The 18147-nt window shown below is 67.7% G+C and carries 14 protein-coding genes; 10 read left to right on the top strand and 4 right to left on the bottom strand.

Annotated features, from left to right (window positions below):
* Nucleotides 1–60 precede the first annotated feature (60 nt).
* A complete protein-coding gene (locus IE191_RS07580; RefSeq protein ID WP_229815174.1) occupies nt 61–1395 on the top strand; it encodes a spinster family MFS transporter in 1335 nt (444 codons plus the stop codon).
* Nucleotides 1396–1416: 21 nt separating this feature from the next.
* On the opposite strand, the gene IE191_RS07575 is transcribed toward IE191_RS07580, so the two are convergent.
* Entirely contained in the window at nt 1417–2979 is a 1563-nt protein-coding gene (locus IE191_RS07575) for an AMP-binding protein (RefSeq protein WP_191323759.1), read from the bottom strand.
* Between the two features lie 243 nt (nt 2980–3222).
* On the opposite strand from IE191_RS07575, the gene IE191_RS07570 reads away from it, so the two are divergent.
* The 9 genes from IE191_RS07570 (at nt 3223) to IE191_RS07530 (ending at nt 15297) form a co-directional block, all read left to right on the top strand.
* Nucleotides 3223–5496 carry a TonB-dependent receptor gene (locus IE191_RS07570; protein WP_191323758.1) on the top strand — a complete coding sequence of 758 codons (2274 nt, stop codon included), beginning with the start codon at nt 3223–3225 and terminating at the stop codon, nt 5494–5496.
* Nucleotides 5497–5513: 17 nt separating this feature from the next.
* On the top strand, nt 5514–6752 hold the full coding sequence (locus IE191_RS07565) for a cytochrome P450 (RefSeq protein WP_191323757.1): 1239 nt from the start codon (nt 5514–5516) through the stop codon (nt 6750–6752).
* Between the two features lie 41 nt (nt 6753–6793).
* On the top strand, nt 6794–7669 hold the full coding sequence (locus IE191_RS07560) for a helix-turn-helix domain-containing protein (RefSeq protein ID WP_191323808.1): 876 nt from the start codon (nt 6794–6796) through the stop codon (nt 7667–7669).
* 5 nt (nt 7670–7674) lie between these two features.
* Complete coding sequence (locus IE191_RS07555) at nt 7675–9141, top strand: aldehyde dehydrogenase family protein (RefSeq protein WP_229815173.1); 1467 nt, start codon at nt 7675–7677, stop codon at nt 9139–9141.
* A 24-nt stretch (nt 9142–9165) separates the two neighbouring features.
* Complete coding sequence (locus tag IE191_RS07550) at nt 9166–10266, top strand: NAD(P)-dependent alcohol dehydrogenase (protein WP_191323756.1); 1101 nt, start codon at nt 9166–9168, stop codon at nt 10264–10266.
* Between the two features lie 67 nt (nt 10267–10333).
* On the top strand, nt 10334–11329 hold the full coding sequence (bchI, locus tag IE191_RS07545; RefSeq protein WP_191323755.1) for a magnesium chelatase ATPase subunit I: 996 nt from the start codon (nt 10334–10336) through the stop codon (nt 11327–11329).
* A gap of 13 nt (nt 11330–11342) precedes the next feature.
* On the top strand, nt 11343–13013 hold the full coding sequence (locus tag IE191_RS07540) for a magnesium chelatase subunit D (protein ID WP_191323754.1): 1671 nt from the start codon (nt 11343–11345) through the stop codon (nt 13011–13013).
* Nucleotides 13010–13903: an alpha/beta fold hydrolase BchO gene (gene bchO / locus IE191_RS07535; RefSeq protein ID WP_191323753.1), complete on the top strand. Its 894-nt coding sequence runs from the start codon at nt 13010–13012 to the stop codon at nt 13901–13903. The genes IE191_RS07540 and bchO overlap by 4 nt, the downstream gene beginning before the upstream one ends.
* A gap of 599 nt (nt 13904–14502) precedes the next feature.
* Nucleotides 14503–15297 carry a hypothetical protein gene (locus IE191_RS07530; RefSeq protein ID WP_191323752.1) on the top strand — a complete coding sequence of 265 codons (795 nt, stop codon included), beginning with the start codon at nt 14503–14505 and terminating at the stop codon, nt 15295–15297.
* Between the two features lie 191 nt (nt 15298–15488).
* Here the strand turns inward: IE191_RS07530 and IE191_RS07525 are convergent, their stop codons facing one another.
* The 3 genes from IE191_RS07525 to crtD form a co-directional block, all read right to left on the bottom strand.
* A complete protein-coding gene (locus tag IE191_RS07525; protein ID WP_191323751.1) occupies nt 15489–15632 on the bottom strand; it encodes a hypothetical protein in 144 nt (47 codons plus the stop codon).
* A 113-nt stretch (nt 15633–15745) separates the two neighbouring features.
* Entirely contained in the window at nt 15746–16570 is an 825-nt protein-coding gene (locus tag IE191_RS07520; protein ID WP_505834044.1) for a carotenoid 1,2-hydratase family protein, read from the bottom strand.
* 14 nt (nt 16571–16584) lie between these two features.
* On the bottom strand, nt 16585–18147 hold the full coding sequence (gene crtD / locus IE191_RS07515; protein ID WP_191323749.1) for a 1-hydroxycarotenoid 3,4-desaturase CrtD: 1563 nt from the start codon (nt 18145–18147) through the stop codon (nt 16585–16587).

The following is an 18147-nucleotide window of genomic DNA, read 5'->3' as shown; positions in this document are numbered from 1 at the left end:
GAAGAGGAGGGGGAGTACGTAACTGCACTGGACAAAACGGGCCGCCGGGGAGAAATGAGCATGCGCGAAGGTGAAGCAGTCCTGGCCCCGCCGCCGCTGATCGGCACGGGCGTGCGGCAATGGTATGTGCTGGTGCTGCTGTCGCTGGTCTATGCGATGAACATCGCCGATCGCTATGTCATCACCACGGTGATGGAATCGATCCGGCTGGACCTGAAGCTGACGGATTCCGGCGTTGCCCTGCTGACCGGCGTGGCGCTGGCGCTGTTCTATGTCACGATCGGCATTCCGGTTTCGGCGCTGGCCGATCGGTTCAGCCGGCGCAACATCATTTCGGGCGCGCTGCTGCTGTGGTCCGGGCTGACCATCCTGACCGGCCTGTCGTCCACCTTTGGCCAGATGCTGCTGGCGCGGATCGGCGTGGGCATTGGCGAGAGCGGGGGAACGCCGCCGTCCACCTCGATGCTGGCGGATTATTTTCGCCCGGCGCAGCGGCCGGCGGCACTGACGGTCTATGCCCTGGGATCGTGCCTGGGCGCCTGGATCGGGGCGGACGTCGCCGGGCGGGTGGCCGATCTCTATGGCTGGCGCCATGCCTTCCTGGCGCTGGGCGTGCCGGGCGTGGTGCTGGCGGCGCTCATCTTCCTGACGGTGCGCGAGCCGCGCCGGGGCATGATGGACGCACCGCGCGCCGCGCCTGCCGCGCCCGAGGCGCCGCGCCTGCCGCTGTGGCGCGCGCTGGCCTTCCTGCTGCGCCAGCGCGCCACGATGCACCTGATGATGGGCGGCGCGGTGACGGCGCTGTGGGGCTGGGGCCTGATGTGGTGGACGCCGACCTATCTTCAGCGCGCCTATGGGCTGAGCGCGGGGCAGGCCGGGGAAATCCTGGGGCCGATGCACCTGATCGCGGGCAGCCTGGCGACAGTGGCCACTGCCGTGCTGATGACCAGCCGGTTCATGGCCGATCCGCGCAGGGTGCTGATCCTGATGGCAGGGGTGGTGGCGGTGATCACCGTGCCTTCGTTCTTCATCTATTGGACGCACGATCTGGCCGTGGCCAAGCTGTGCCTGTGGCTGTTCGTGCCGGCGATGTATTTCTACATCGGCCCGTCGTTCGGCCTGTTGCAGAACGTGGTGCCGGCGCAGATGCGCGCCACCGCCTGCGCGCTGACCCTGCTGATGGCCAATATCGCCAACCTGGTGATCGCGCCGCAGTTCGTGGGCCTGGTCAGCGACCATGTGGCCGCTGGCCATGGCGCCGATGCCGCCTCGTTGCGCGTGGCGCTGCTGATCCTGGCGCCGACCGGGCTGTGGGCGGCCTGGCATTACTGGGCGGCGACGCGCAATATCCTGGCCGAACAGGAGCGCGCCATCTCTGGCGAGATCATCGCCTGATTCCCGCGCTGCGGGGTTGCTTCAACCGACTGGCGCCGCCTCGCGCAGTTCGGCGATCAGGCTGGCCTTGAGCAGCTTGCCCGTGGGCTCGCGCGGCAGGGCGGAACGGAACAGCACGCGCTTGGGCGTCTTGATCGGGCCGAGGGCGGCGCGGGTTTCGGCGATGAGGCGGGCGGCGAGCGCCTCGTCTGCCGCCACGCCGGGCGCGGGCTGGATCACCGCCACGGCCACTTCGCCCAGATCGGCATCGGGCGCGCCGACCACCGCGACGTCGGCCACGGCGGGGTGGGTGATGAGGTGGTTCTCGATTTCCTGGGGGTAGATGTTGACCCCGCCCGAGATGATCATGAAGTGCTTGCGATCAGTGAGATAGAGAAAGCCTTCGGCATCGAGATAGCCGATGTCGCCCAGCGTGGCCCAGCCCTGGGGTGAGAGGGCGGCGGCGGTCTTGGCCGGATCGTTGTGATAGGCAAAGGCCGGTCCATTGGCGAAATGGACGTTGCCGGGCGTGCCGGTGGGCAGTTCCTCGCCGTTGTCATCGAGGATGTGGACATCGCCCAGCACGGCGCGGCCGACCGAGCCGGGATGGGCCAGCCATTCGTGGGCGCTAAGCGCGGTGATGCCGCACATTTCCGTGCCGGAATAGTATTCGTGGACGATCGGCCCCCACCAGTCGATCATCGCCTGCTTGACCGCCACCGGGCAGGGCGCGCCGGCGTGGATCGCGGCGCGCATGGACGACAGGTCGTGCGCCGCGCGCTGGTCGGGATCGAGCTTGAGCAGGCGCACGAAATGGGTGGGCACCCAGGTACCGTGAGTGACGCGCCAGCGCGCGACGAGGGCAAGCGCGCTCTGGGCATCGAACTTGTCCATCACCACCACCGTGCCGCCCAGACGCTGGATGGTCATCGCCCAGCGCAGCGGGGCCGCGTGATAGAGCGGTGAGGTGGAAAGGTAGACCGTGTCACCGTCCATGCCATAGAGCGCCTGGCCCATGCGCAGCAGCGGCGTGGGATCGCCCAGCGCGCCGGTGGGCAGCGCGGGCTTGACGCCCTTGGGCCGCCCGGTGGTGCCCGAGGAATAGAGCATGTCGGTGCCCGGGCTTTCATCGGCGATCGGCGCATCGGGCATGGCCGCGACCAGCGGCGCCCAGCCGGGCAGGCCGGCTTCGCCGGCGCCGGCGAGCATCACCGTGGCCCCGGTGTGGCCCTGCGCGGCCAGCGCCTGCGCGATTCGGCTGGCGAGCGGGGCGAGGCGATCGGATACCACGAGCACCCGCGCGCCGCTGTCGGCAACGATATAGGCCGCGTCCGCCGGGCTCAGCCGGGTGGAAATGCTGGTGCAGTACAGCCCGGCCCGCTCGGCCGCCCAGCCGATGGTGAAGACCTCTGCGGTGTTGTCGAGCATCAGGGCCATGCCCTCGCCGCGCGCCAGGCCAAGGCGCCGCAGCGCCTGGGCTCCGCGATTGGCGGCGCTTTCCAGCGCGGCATAGTTCAGCACGGGAGCCTGCCCGGCGGTGGCATCGGCGAACACGCAGGCGGCCTTTTCCGGCGTGGCCTGGGCATGGGCGCGGGGGTGGAACACGGGCGCTTCCTCTCCATCGTTGGCGCCGGGGTTCGCTGCCCCCGGCCATGCGCCCGACAAGCCGCGCGGCGCACGATCAGGCAAGCGCAGAGCAGGAAATGCACAAAACGGCGACAACCACGACTAAAGCCAGCCCCGCCGCGCCCGGCTAGAAAAGCAGCGTGAGAGCGGTGCATCCCAAGCGCCGACGCACGCCAACAACAAGAAAGGCCCGGCTGCACAAGCAGCGGGAGGAGAGGAATCATGAAGGCATCTGTCCGCGCGCCGTTTCACGGATTGGCCAGCCTGGCGGCGCTGGCCACGGCCACGATGGTGGCAAACCCGGCTCTGGCCGACGATGCCCCTGCGGCCCAGGATCCGGCCGCGGCACCGACATCGGCACCGGCCGTGGGTGAAATCGTGGTGACCGCGCAGCGCCGCGCGCAATCGGTGATGGATGTGCCGCTGGCGATCTCGGCGGTTTCGGCCCAGGGTCTGGCGGCCAAGGGCGTGACCAATTCGGCCAACCTGGCGCAGGCGGTGCCCAACCTTCAGGTCAGCACCAATTTCGGCGCGGCGCAGCCCAATTTCTCGATGCGCGGCATTTCCGTCGCCAACGAGTACAATTCCAACCAGGTTTCGCCGGTGGGCGTCTATATGGACGACGTCTATCTGGCCGCGCGCGCCAGCCATGGCATGGGCCTGTTCGACCTGGACCGCGTGGAAGTGCTGCGCGGGCCGCAGGGCACGCTGTTTGGCCGCAACACCACCGGCGGGGCGATCAACTTCATCACCCGCGCGCCTTCGCTTTCGGGTAGCAACGGCTATGCCGAAGTGGGCTATGGCAACTTCAACACCTTCACCGCGCAGGCGGCGGCGGAAACCACGCTGGCCGATGACCAGGTGGGGCTGCGCGCGGCGGTCAACTATGTGAAGGGCGACGGGCAGATCCACAACGTCTATCCCGGCGGGCGCGATGCGATGAGCCAGGACACGCTGCAAGGCCGCGTGGCGCTGCGCATCAAGCCGACCGGCTCGGGCCTCGACATCAAGATCCGCGCCTATGCCGGGCGGGACAATCCCACCGGGGCGGGCACGATCGGCCTGCAATCGGCGCGGGCGGGGCTGGGCTTCTTTGACATCAACGAAAAGAACCTGGGCCAATTTCGCACCCGCGCCTGGGGCGTGGCGGCCAATGTTTCCTATGAACTTTCGCCGGCGGTGACGCTGACCTCGATCACGTCGTACGACGGCGGCAGCCTGGACATGGGGCAGAACGCCGACGGCGCCCCGGCAGACATTCTCTACATCAACTGGAAATCGAACTTCCGTCAGTTTGCCGAGGAAGCGCGCGTCAACTATTCCTCTGACAAGCTCAAGCTGGTGGCGGGCGTGTTCTATGGCTGGGACCGCACGATCACCGACAACGATTTCAACATCGGCAGCGCGCTGGGCGCGGGCGTGAACGGCGGGTTTTTCCAGCACTTCCGCCAGAGCCGCTTTTCCATCGCCGGGTTCACGCAAGGGGATTACAGCCTGACGCGCAACCTGACGCTGACCCTGGGCGGGCGCTATACCTCTGACAAGGCGCGCTATCGCGATGGCTATGCCTATCTCTTTGCCGGCGGGTTCGGCGCGGGCGAGACGCCGCTGGCCACCACCGTGCCGTGTGTCACGGCAGCGGGCACTTGCGCCTATGATCCCACCGCGCGCTATAACCTGGATGGCAACAACAACGCTTTCACCGGGCGCGCTGCGCTGAGCTACAAGTGGGATAGCGGCATGCTGGCCTATGTCAGCTACAACCGCGGCTATCGCTCGGGCGCGTTCAACGGCGGTTCCTACACCTCTTCGGCCGGGATCAACTTCGTCAAGCCGGAAACGGTCAATGCCTATGAAGTGGGGCTGAAGGGCCGGGCGCTGGACCGCACGCTCTCTTTCTCCACCGCTGCGTTCTATTACGATTATTCCAACCAGCAGTTGCAGGACACGCGGCCCGGCCCGGTTTCGATCCTGGTCAATGCGCCGAAATCGGAAATCTATGGCGCGGAAGGGGAATTCACCTGGACGCCGAGCAACCGCTTTTCGATCAACGGCTCGATCGGCCTGCTGCATGCCAAGTACAAGGAACTGACGCTCCAGGGCACGAACCTGGCCGGCAACGACCTGCCGTTCGCGCCCCATGTCACGGCGCAGATCGGCGCGGACGTGGTGCTGCTCGACAGCGGCGTGGATCGCGTGACGCTGTCGCCCAACGTGGCGTATGCCGGGCACCAGTATTTCACGCCGTTCAACCTGACCAACGCGGCCGGCACGGCGCAGAACAATGCCGAGTTGCAGCAGGACGCCAATGCCAAGGTGAACGGGCAGATCACCTGGCAGCACGCCAACCTGCAACTGCGCGCGTGGATCAAGAATGCCTTCAATGCCCGCACTTATGCCTATGGGCTGGATCTGCGCGGGGCGGGCTTCCCCTACAACTTCCTGGTGCAATCGGCACCGCGCACGTTTGGCGCGAGTGCCAAGGTCACGTTCTGATGCAGGATACTCCGGTCATGGCCACGTCAACCGCAACCCGGCCCGATTTCAAGAATCCCGATCTCTACGTGCAAGGCGTGCCGCACGACCTGTTTGCCCAGGTGCGCGCGACGGAGCCGGTCTATTGGAACCCGGAAAGCGACGGGCCGGGCTTCTGGGCGGTGCTGCGCTATGCCGACATTGTCGAGGTGTCGCGCCAGCCGCTGCTGTTCTCGTCTGCCCATGCCAATGGCGGGCACCGGATTTTCAACGAGAACGAAGTGGGCCTGACCGGGGCGGGGGAAAGCGCGATCGGCATTCCGTTCATCTCGGTCGATCCGCCGGTGCACACCCAGTATCGCAAGATCATGATGCCGGCGGTGGCGCCGGGCCGGCTCGCCGGGATCGAGGAGCGCATCACGCAGCGCTGCCGGGCGCTGCTCGATGCCATCCCGGCGGGAGAGCCGGTTGACCTGGTCCAGGCGCTGTCGGCGCCGCTGCCGCTGATGACGCTGTGCGAGCTGTTCGACCTGCCGCCCGAGATCAGCTGGCACGATCTCTATGACTGGACCAATGCCTTTGTCGGCGAGGACGACCCGGAATTCCGCCAGAGCCCGGAGCAGATGGCGCAGGTGCTGGGCAGCTTCTTTGCCCTGATGCAGAGCCTGTTCGAGACGCGGCGCGACCAGCCCGGCGCGGACCTGGCAACGCTGTTGGCCAATGCGCAGATCGATGGCCGCCCGCCGCAGTTCCGCGATTTCGTGGGCAACATGATCCTGGCGCTGGTGGGCGCGAACGAGACCACGCGCAATTCGCTGAGCCACAGCGTGGTCAATTTCGCCCGCGCGCCCGAACAGTGGCAGATGGTGCGCGACGATCCCGCGATCCTGACCGCCGCCGTGCGCGAGATGGTGCGCCACGCCAGCCCGGTGATGCACATGCGCCGCACCGCCACCGCCGACACCGAACTGGGCGGCCAGCGCATTGCCAAGGGCGACAAGGTGGTGCTGTGGTACACCGCCGCCAATCGCGATCCGGCGGCTTTTGCCGATCCCGATGCCTTTGACATCACGCGGGGAAACATCCAGCATCTGGGGTTCGGGAGCGGCCAGCACGTGTGCATCGGTTCGCGCCTGGCGGAAATGCAGTTGCGGGTGGCGTTTCGCCTGCTGGCGGAACGGGTCAAGGGGTTCGAGCTGGTCTCCACCCCGCGCCGGTTCCGGTCCAACTTCATCAACGGGCTCAAGAACCTGGATGTGAAGCTGGTGGCAGGATGAACCAGGCCACACCGCGCGGTGGGAGAAACGGGATGCAGGAAATGCCGCGGTTCAACCCGGCCGGGACCAGCGAGGCGATCATCGCCGATGCGCTGGGGCGCGGGCCGGACATGCAACTGGGTTCGCGTGCGGATGGCTGGCAACTGTGCCGCTGGCGGCAGTTCGTGGGATCGTACACCGTGCCCGCGTTGCCCGAGCCGCTCTATACCATGCATATCGCCGGGCAGCAGCACAACCGCACCTGGCTGAACGGCGGGTGGAGCGAGCACGCCTCGATGCCCGGCTGCGCCACGATCGTGCCTTCGGGGCAGCAGACCGGCTGGCTGGTGGATGGCGAGCTGGACGTGGTGACGCTGAGCGTCTCGTCGCAGCAATTGCAGCAGGCGCCGGCGGCCGACCAGTTCCGCACCATGCGCTTTGCCTTTTCCGATCCCCTGGGTGCGGCGCTGACGCGGCAGGTGCTTTCCGAACTCTATGCCCCGCAAAGCCCGGAGCGCGAGGTCTATATCGGTGCGCTGGTCAATGCGCTGAAGGCGCATATCCTGCGCGGGGCCAATTCGGTGACGGCGCAGGACATCCCGATTTCCTCGTTCTCGTCCTATCGCATCCATCACGTGATGAATGCGATCCTGCAAAAGCCCGAAGCGCAGCATTCGCTGGAGGAAATGTCGGCCGTGGCGGGGCTGACGCCGTCGCACTTCTGCCGGGTGTTCCGCAAGGCCACCGGCCTTACGCCGCACCAATATGTGATGAAGACCCGCCTGGATAAGGCGCAGCAGATGCTGCACCAGAGCGACCTGTCCATCGCGGCGATTTCCGAAAGCCTGGGCTTTACCAGCCAGAGCCATTTCACCCGCGCCTTTCGCCAGTTCACCGGCGAGGCGCCCAGCGATTTTCGCAAACGCACCAGGAATTGAACGCGATGACCATGCAGCCCGGCTTTGCCGACCTTGCCCTGCCGGACTTGCGCCTGCGGGTGGGGGATGATGCCTTGCCCGAAAACGGCGCGGTGGATGTGGAAGACCCGTGCACCGGCGCGGTCTTTGCCCAGGTGCCGGTGGCGGGCGAAGCGGCGGTGGACGCGGCCGTGGCCGCCGCGCGCGCCGCGCTGGTGGCGCCGGCCTGGCGCGATCTTGCCCCGCTGGCCCGTGAGCGCCTGCTGCATCGCCTGGCCGACGCGATGGAGGCCGATCTGCCGCGCCTGGCCGCGCTGGAATCGCTCGACACCGGCAAGCCGGTGACGATGACTGAGACGGTCGACATCCCTTCCGCCATTGCCTGGCTGCGCGTCTATGCCGGATGGCCTTCCAAGCTGGCCGGCCGGGCCGGCACGCTGAGCGTCACGCCGGGCAACTGGCACGTGTACACCCGGCGCGAGCCGGTGGGCGTGGTGGCGGCGATCACGCCGTGGAATTTCCCGCTGGTGCTGGCGATGTGGAAGATCGCCCCGGCGCTGGCGGCGGGGTGCACGCTGATCCTGAAGCCGGCAGCGGAAACCCCGCTTTCGGCGTTGCGCCTGGCCGAACTGGCGCGCAGCGTGGGCTTTCCGCCCGGCGTGTTTACCGTGCTGACCGGCGATGGCGCCACCGGCGCGGCGCTGTCGCGCCATCCCGATGTGGCCAAGGTGGCGTTCACCGGATCGACCGCCACGGGCGGCGCGATCCTGGCCGCCAGCGTGCCCGATTTCAAGCGCGTGACGCTGGAACTGGGCGGCAAGTCTCCCTCGATCGTCTGCGCCGATGCCGATCTGGCCCAGGCGATCCCGCAAGTGGCGATGGGCTGTTTCTTCAACAGCGGGCAGATCTGCTATGCCGGGTCGCGCGCCTATGTGCATCGCTCGGTCCATGAGCAGGTGCTGAGCGGCCTGGCCGACGTGGGCGCCGCGCTGCGCCTGGGGATGAGCGGCGACCGGGCCAGCCAGCTCGGGCCGCTGGTGAGCGCCCGGCAGCATGCGCGCGTGGCGGGGTTCGTGGCGCGGGCGCGAAACGCGGGCATTGTCGCCGTGGAGCGCGCCGTCGCTCTGCCCGAGCAGGGCCATTTCCTGGCGCCGACCGTGCTGCGCGACGTGCCGCCCGATGCCGAAGTGGCGCGCGAGGAAGTGTTCGGCCCGGTTCTGGCGGTGACCGCGTTCGACGAGTTGGACGAGGCGATCGCGCTGGCCAACGACAGCGCCTATGGCCTGGCGGCGCACGTGTGGACGCGCGATCATGCCACCGCGCACCATGCCGCCGCGCGGCTGGAGGCCGGCACGGTCTTTGCCAATTGCATCCTGGTGGCCGATCCGGCCTTTCCCTTTGGCGGGATGAAAGCCTCTGGCCTGGGCCGGGAAAACGGCAGCGAAGTGCTGGACGCCTATCTCGAACCCAAATCCGTGATCATGGCGCTGTAACGCGCGCAAGAAGGACAAGACCGCATGAAGATCACCGCTGCCCTGGCCGTGGCGCCGCACAGCGATTTCAGCGTGGAAACGGTGGACCTGGGCGCGCCCCAGCCCCACGAAGTGCTGGTGCGCATTGCCGGCGTGGGGCTGTGCCACACCGACCTGGTGTTTCGCGACCAGTTCGCGCCGCTGCCCTTGCCCGCCGTGCTGGGCCACGAAGGCGCCGGGGTGGTGGAAGCGGTGGGCAGCGCGGTGACCGATCTGGCGCCGGGCGACACGGTGGTGCTGGGCTTTTCCAGTTGTGGGCACTGCCCGCGCTGCGACGAGCACCTGCCCAGCTATTGCCGCGAATTCGTGCCGCGCAACTACGCCGGAACGCGCCTGGATGGAACCAGCCCGATCAGCCGCGACGGCGCGCCGGTGACGGCGGTGTTCTTCGGCCAGTCTTCGTTCGCCAGCCATGCCATTGCCGATCGGCGCAACGTGGTGAAAGTGGATGCCGGGGACGACCTGGCGATCATGGGACCGCTGGGCTGCGGGCTTCAGACCGGGGCTGGGGCGATCCTGCGTTCGCTCGATTGCCCGGCGGGCAGCACGCTAGCGGTGTTCGGCGGCGGGCCGGTGGGGCTGGCGGCGGTGATGGCCGCGCGCCATCGCGGGTGCAGCCGCATCGTGCTGGTGGAACCGATCGCGGCGCGGCGCGAACTGGGCCTGAGCCTGGGCGCGACCGACGCGATCGATCCGGCCGATGGCGATGTGGCCGCCGCGATCCGTGCCTTGCTGCCCGATGGCGTGGACTTTGCCCTGGAAAGCAGCGGCCGCGTGGGCGTGATGGAAACCGCGCTGGCCAGCCTGGCCAGCCGGGGCGCGCTGGGCCTGGTTGGCGTGCCGCCGCGCGCCGATGATGCGCTGTCGATCAACATTGCCGGGATGATCACCTTTGGCCACCGCATCATGGGCATCATCGAGGGGGACAGCGACCTTCAGGGCTTCATCCCCGAACTCGTCGCGCTCTATCGCGCCGGGCAGTTTCCGTTCGACCGGCTGGTCAAGACCTATCCCTTGGCAGACATCAACGCGGCAGTGGCGGCGCAGCATCGCGGCGAATGCGTGAAGGCGGTGCTGATCCCCTGAGGACAAGCGCCAGGATGATGCGATTTCTCTTGTCCTGACACCCATTCCTGTCCAGAGTGTTGGACATATGGCGCGCTTTCCCTTCTCCGCGATCGTCGGCCAGGACGAGATGAAGCTCGCGCTGCTGATCGCGGCGGTCGATCCGCTGATCGGCGGGGTCATGGTGTTCGGGGATCGCGGCACGGGCAAGTCCACCGCCGCCCGCGCGCTGGCTGCGCTCTTACCGCCGATCGCGGTGGTGGAAGGGTGCCGGTTCGGCTGCGAACAGCCGGGCCAGTGCCCCGGCCCGTGCACCGGCAGCAAAGCGGTCAGGCAGCCGGTGCCGTTCGTCGATCTGCCGCTGGGCGCCACGGAAGACCGCCTGCTCGGCGCGCTCGACCTGGAGCGCGCGCTGCGCACCGGGGAGCGGGTCTATGAACCGGGCCTGCTCGCCCGCGCGCATCGCGGCTTTCTCTATATCGACGAAATCAACCTGCTGGAGGATCACCTGGTCGATCTGCTGCTGGACGTGGCGGCATCGGGCCAGAACGTGGTGGAGCGCGAAGGGCTTTCGGTGCGGCATGCGGCGCGCTTCGTGCTGATCGGCAGCGGCAATCCCGAAGAGGGCGAGTTGCGCCCGCAATTGCTCGATCGCTTTGGCCTGTCGGTGGACGTGCGCACACCGCGCGAGATTGCCGATAGGGTGGAAATCATGCGCCGCTGCGCCGCGCACGATGCCGATCCGGCCAGCTTTGCCGCCGCCTGGGCGGACGAGGACGGCAAAGTGCTGCAACAGATCGCGCGCGGGCAGCGCAAGCTGGCGAAGATCGAGGTGCCTGAGGCGGTGATGGTCGATGCCGCGCGGCTGTGCAGCGCGGTGGGCGTGGATGGCTTGCGCGGGGAATTGACGCTGATGCGCGCGGGCCGCGCCTATGCCGCGCTGAAAGGCGCCAAAGCGGTGCGGCGCGAGCATCTGGTGCGCGTGGCGCCGCTGGCGCTGCGCCATCGCCTGCGCCGCGATGTGCTGGATGAAAGCGGATCGGGCGCGCGGATCGAGCGGGCGCTGGACGAGCTGTTTGCATGAACCGGATTCTGCCATGAGCGGGGGGCTGGCAGATGCGCTGATCGCGGCGCGCCTGCTGGCCCGATTGCCGGGGCCATTGGGCGGGATCTGCCTGCGCGGCAGTGGCCCGGCGGTGGACCGCGTGCTCGACGCGCTGGCCATGCTGCTGCCGCCCGGCACCCCGCTGCGCCGCCTGCCCGGCCATATCGACGAGGAGCGGCTGTGCGGCGGCACCGATATCGCCGCGAGCCTGGCCGGCGGCATGCTGGTGCGGCAACGCGGCTTGCTGGAGGAAGCGCGCGGCGGCGTGCTGGTGGTGCCGATGGCGCAGCGCCTGCGCCGTGACGTGGCCGGGCGCGTGGCGCAAGCGATGGATGGCGGGCACGCCTTTGCGCTGGTGCTGCTCGACGATGGCGCGCCCGGTGACGAACGCCCGCCGCCCGTGCTGATGGAGCGTGTGGCGTTCGACCTGTCCTTGGCCAATGTTGCGCTGGCAGATCTGGCGCTGCCTTTGCCCGAACGCGCGACGGAGCGAGCGCCGCTGCCGATGCTGGACGCAGCGGAGCGCGAGGCACTGGCCGGGGCGACGCAGGCGCTGGGCATTGCCTCGCTGCGCCCGCTGCTGCAGGCCGAGGCGGCGGCGCAGGCGCTCGCTGCGCTCGACGGAGCCGAAGCGGTGCGGCGCAGCGACGTGGAGCAGGCGGCGCGGCTGGTGCTGGCGCCGCGCGCCACGCAGGTTCCCGCCGAGCCGCCCTCTTCGTCGCCTCCGCCGCCCGAAGGCGGGGAGAGCGCGCCGGGCGAGGCCGAGCAGGATGGCGCGCACAGCGATGCGCCCGAAACGCTGCTGGTGGAGGCGGTGCGCGCGGCGATTCCGCCCGACGTGCTCGATCGCATTGCTGCCGGAACACTGGGGCGGGCCAAGAGCGGCGCGGGCGGCGGGGCGGGGCAGCGCGTGCGCTCGGCCCGGCGGGGGCGGCCGCTGGCGGCGCGGCCCGGCCTTCCCGGTGGCGGGGTGCGGCTGGCGCTGGTCGACAGCCTGCGCGCGGCGATCCCGTGGCAGCCGCTGCGCCAGCGCGATCCCGCGCCCGAGGGGGCCGGGCCGATCCGCTTTCGCCGCGACGACTTGCGCGTGCGTCGCTTCGAGGAGCGGCGCAGCAGCGTGACGGTGTTCTGCGTCGATGCCTCCGGCTCCACCGCGGTGTCGCGCCTGGCCGAGGCCAAGGGCGCGGCGGAACTGATCCTGGCGCAGACCTATGTGAAGCGGGCAGACGTGGCCGTGGTGGCGTTTCGTGGCGAAGGGGCGGACGTGCTGCTGCCGCCGACGCGCTCGCTTACCCGCGCCAAGCGGGCGCTGGCCGCCTTGCCCGGCGGTGGCGGCACGCCTTTGGCCAGCGGACTGGCGCTGGCGCGGCAACTGGGTGAAGCGGTGGCGGCGCGGGGCAGCACGCCGGTGCTGGTGTTTCTGACCGATGGCAGCGCCAATATCGCGCTGGACGGCACACGCGGTCGCGCCCGCGCGCAGGAGGATGCGCTGCTCGCCGCGCGGGCGATTGCCGGGGCGGGCCACGATGCGGTGGTGATCGACATTTCGCCGCGCCCCCGGCCAGAGGCGGCGCGCCTGGCCGAGGCGATGCGCGCGCGCTACCTGCCCTTGCCCTGTGCCGATGCCCACGCGCTGCACGCCGCCGTGGCGCAAGTGGCATGAGCACGGCGCCGCGCTGGGAAGTGGAAGGCCGCCATTGGCCGCACCGCGCGGCCAGCCGCTTTGTCGAAACGCCGGGCCTTGCCTGGCATGTGCAGGTGATGGGCCGGGGGCCGGTGGTGCTGCTGCTGCACGGCACGGGCGCGGCGACGCACAGTTGGCGCGATGTGATGCCCCTGCTGGCGCGGGATTTTACCGTGGTGGCGCCCGATCTGCCCGGCCATGGCTTTACGCGCGGGCGGCCGGCGGGGGGCCTGACGCTGCCCGCCATGGCCCGCGCGCTGGCCGATCTGCTGCGCGCGCTGGGGATGGTGCCCGCCTTGGTGGTGGGCCATTCGGCTGGGGCGGCGATTGCTCTGCAACTGGTGCAGGATGGCGGCGCGGATCATGGTGGAGCGGGGGTGCCGGTGATCGGCTTTAACCCCGCGCTGATGCCGTTTCCGGGACTGGCGGCGCAACTCTTTCCCTCGCTGGCGCGGCTGCTGTTCGTCAACCCGCTGGTGCCGCGCATGCTGGCCCGCATCGCGCGCCTGCCGGGGGAACCGGAACGCTTCCTCAAGCGCGCCACGGGATCGACCATCGATGCGCCGGGCCTGGCCTGCTACCGCGCGCTGCTGGGCTGCCCGGCGCATTGCGCCGGGGCGATGGAAATGATGGCCAGTTGGGACCTGGACGCGCTGCGCCGCCGGTTGCCGACCATGGCCATGCCGGTTCACCTCGTCCACGCGCGCGCAGACGCCGCCGTGCCGCTCCACACCGTGGAAGCCGCCGCCCGCCTTCTGCCCCACGCCCACCTCACCGTGCTGCCCCACCTGGGGCACCTCGCCCACGAAGAACGCCCCGACCTGGCGGCCGCCGTCATCGCCGGGCAGATGCAGGAGAGCGCCGCATGAACGGCTGGATCGAAATCGTCTTCACCGCCGCCGTGGCGATCGGTTTTGGCGTGTATCAGTTGTGGTCGGTGAACCGGGAGATACGGCGGGACCGGGAGAAGCGGGAGCGGGAGTAGGAGGCGTATTCTTCCTTTTCCTTCCTTTGTGTCTTCGTGGCTTCGTGGCTTCGTGTGAAAATAATCGGGCACAGCGTGAATATGCCGTGACGTGTCGATGATCGGAATTTCACACAAAGACACAAAGACACGAAGAAGCAAAGCACCGGGTGGTGTTTGGTGAATTCTTCCATTCATCCGGTTGCATGCGGAGGTTTTTTGGCACCCGGAGACACGGGGTCGCCGGAAACGGGGATTGCGAGGTTTGCGCTCACATCAGCGGCCTGAACCAAGGAAAAAATGGGAATTTCGCGCAGAGGCGCCGAGGCGCAGAGGAAAACCAATCTCTGCGCCTCCGCGCCTCTGCGCGAAATCAATATTGTAGCGCGACGCCATGCGGGGATTGAGTACAGCGTTCCCGGAATTCTCGAAATTATGCTGGAATTAGTGCCAAGATTTCTCTAATAGTTACTGCTTATGTGGCTTCGCGTGAGGAATTTCACTGTGAGCAAATATATTTGCATATTCTGTGGATCATCGGAGAAGCTCTCAAGAGAGCATATATGGGCTGACTGGCTCAGAAATTACCTGCCTCGCACTGAAGCGCGAGCAACACATTACGTGGCAGGTTCAAATACTGGCGGCAATATAATGCGTGGTAAACTCAATAGGCCGGGAGACCTGCACGCACAGCGCCTTCAGGTGGTGTGCAAGCAATGCAACAACGTATGGATGGGGAATCTTCAAGAATTGGCGAAACCTCATATCATCGCACTGCTTAGCGATTGGGTGACTTTGTCGGTGGAAGCTTCAGCCGTACTGGCTGCCTGGGCAACCATGTTCACAATGGTGAACGAGTTTGCCGATCCAGACACAGCAAAAATTTCGCAACAGCAAAGAAATTACTTTATGCAAAATCGCGCTACACCCCCAGGATGGACTGTCTGGATAGGAAGGGTGGATTTACAAGCGAAACATCCTGCTATCGCAAATCATCATGGCGCTACCATCGTATTTCAGGATAAACTTGGAATAAATAGAAAGGTTAACTTCCAGTCTACAGGATTTTCTGTGGGGAATATACTTTTTCAAACACTGATGCTAGATGATCTTGGGATCAATATAGAGGCGCGCACAATCGCTGATCAATTCGGCCTGAGGATTTTACATCCTTTTCATGGGGACGTCCAAGGCGACGAGCCTCCGAAAATTCTCGACCGATCAGCGTTCTTCAGGCTCTCCAATGGCTTTGCAAGCACCTTCGGTCTGCCGGCGTTCGCTACCGGGCCAACGGTGTGAGCGCCCATTCAACTCCTTCTGGCGCCCCAGGGGCGCTATATAGGGCGTATAGTATCATCGGGGCGTGGAGTTCCGGGGCCAGTATCCCTAATTACAGATCGCGATGCGTAGCTTCACAAGCTGGCTGCCTCTCTATCGCTGCATGGTGTCCGTTCTGGCGCACGCCTTCGTAAGTCACCGGATGGGTGCGCTCAAGCGGCCTTGGGCAAAGGCGCGACGTTGATCTCGTTCTCGTGCGCCCGTGGCTGGGCAAGGTCATGGGCGCCCTGCATGCGCAACAGCGTGTCGATAATCCGTTCGGGTTCGATCACACCCTTGGAGTTGCCCTGCTCCACCAGTTTGCGCAGCGCCTTGTGCCGGATGCTTTCGATCTCCGCGTGTCAAGAGATGGGCGACGCGCACGAGCGTGCCAACCATCACGCGACAAGGCCCCGCGCCGACACCCCACTCACCCCACGCGCGGAATCCGGTAGGGCAGCATGAACTGCACCACGGGCGAGGCGAAGCGGGTGAGGTCCAGGCTTTCCTGCACGGAGACGACCGGTTCGCCATAGAGCGTGGAGCGCAGGGTGGAGCGGGCGTAGAAGGGGGCGTCTTCCCAGGTGCGGGTGACGGTGGCGTGGCCGCGGTCGGCGCGGGTCTTGCGTTCCATTTGCCACAGGGTGTTGGGCAGGGGCGCGACGGGGGGCAGGGTTTCTTCCTCGTGCACCGTGCCGTCGGGGGCGAAGCGCAGGGCGCTGGCGAAGGGTTGGCCGCTCTGGCGGATGCCTTCGTAGGTGACGAAGGCGCCTTTGCGGCTGTGCGCGCGGGACCAGTGCCAGACGCGGAAGCCTTCCTCCAGGGACTCGCTGCCGAAGTTGGAATCGAGGTAGGCGCTGCCCTGCCATGACAGGGCGGGGGCCTGCATCGCCACTTCGATCCGCGCGCGCGGGGCAAGGCAGTGCCAGTGGTGCCGCCCCTGCGGATCGAGCGCGAAGGCGCGGGGGTTGAGCGTTTCGGGGATGACGCGCACGCGGCCCGCCACGCGGCGTTGCCAGGGCACGCCCACGCGCTTGTCCAGTTCCTCGATCACGATTTCCAGGGCATTGCCGGTCCAGTGCACGCTGCTGGGGCCGATCAGCAGGGTATCGGCATTGCGCTGCACCGCGCCGCGCGCGCGCTCGGTCATCGTCCAGCGCGCGCCGGGTCCATAGAGCGCGACGTTGAGCGCGCAGTGATCGAGCGGATCGCCCCGGCCGCTTTTCTTGTAATAGGGGGAGAATACGCTGCCGATGAAGGCGATGATGGTCAGCCCGTGGCGCCCGCACTGGCTGATCGCGTCGACATACCACCAGCCATAGCCACCGGGTGGAACCGCCGCGTCGAAGCGAGGTCTTGCATCACCGCCTGGCTGGCCAGCCGCCCCGACAAGGCGGCCATCGGCACCCCGGCTCCGGGGTGGGTGCTTCCACCCGCGCAATAGAGCCCAGGGATCCGCGTCCGCGTGCCCTGGCGCAGGAAGGACGCCGCCCAGCCGTGCGAGGCCCGTCCATAGATCGCTCCGCCGGTCGAGGGCAAAAAGGTCTCGAACTCGTTCGGCGTCAGCAACGCGCGGGGCCAGTCCGTTTCCAGCTCCAGCCCGCAGCGGCGCAGGGCCTGGCTCATGGCCAAAGTGCATTGGTCCCTCTCCTTTTCGGTATAGGCGTGGCTGTCGCCATTGGCCGGGGCGTTGACGATGATCTGCAAGCGTTCGCGCGCGCCGGGCGGCGGCGGGGTGGCACTGCCGTCGCGGTCTTGCGCGCAGACATAGACGCTGGGATCGCCGGGCGGGCGGCCTGCCGCGATATCCGCGAACTCGCGCGGGTAATCGGGGGAGAACAGCACGTTGTGGCGTTGCAGCGGGAAGCCGCCGGTGCGCGCATGGGCAAGCCAGACGAGCGCGGAGAGCGAGCGGTTGCGCGCGCCGTGGCTGGTGACGCCCATGGCCGCGAGCGGGCCGAGGCGCCCGGCAGCGAGCGCTTCGGGATCGGCATTGGCAATCACCGCGTCGGCCGCGACCCGCTCGCCATTGGCCATGACCACGCCCGAGACGCGGCCCTGCGCGGTTTCCAGCAGGGCCGCCCCGGTGCCGAAGCGGAACTGCGCGCCGTGTGCCCGCGCCAGGTCCATTAGCGCCCGCGCCAGCGCCGCCATCCCGCCTTCGATCAGCCAGACGCCCTGCGCCTCGACATGGGCGATCAGCATCAGCGTGGCCGGCGTGGCGAACGGGGACGAGCCGCAATAGGTGGCATAGCGGGCGAAAAGCTGGCGCAGGCGCGGATCGGCAAAGTGCTGGCCCAGCACGCGCCACAGGCTTTCGTAAGGGCGGATCGCCAGAAGATCGCTCACCCGCCACAGGCCGATGCGCCACATCAGCGAGGGTGGCCAGGCCAGCTTGGACCCGCGCAGCATCGGCGCATCGAGAATGCCGTGGATGCGCGCGGCCTCGGCGCGGAAGCTGCGGAAGCCAGCGGCGGCGGCGGCGCCGGCGAAATCGCCGATCGCTTCCTCGCTGCGCGCGGGATCGGCATGGAGATCGAGCTGGCCGCGATTGTCCCAGGCATGGCGGGCGAGCACACCGGCGCGGCGGATGGCAACGTGGTCGGTCAATTCCCGGCCGCATTCGCGAAAGATGTCCTCGAACACGTCGCGCAGGGTGAACACGGTGGGGCCGGCATCGATGGCCACGCCATCGACCGCGATCTGCCGCGCCTTGCCGCCAGGGTGCGCTGCCTTTTCCACCACGGTGACGGCAAGGCCCCGCGCGGCGAGCAGCGCGGCGGCCGCCAGGCCACCGATTCCGGCGCCGATGATCGCCACCCGTGCTGTCAT

The sequence above is a fragment of the Novosphingobium pokkalii genome, assembly GCF_014652855.1.
GTDB classification, from domain to species: Bacteria; Pseudomonadota; Alphaproteobacteria; order Sphingomonadales; family Sphingomonadaceae; genus Novosphingobium; species Novosphingobium pokkalii.
This window is presented reverse-complemented; position numbering and strand designations above follow the sequence as displayed.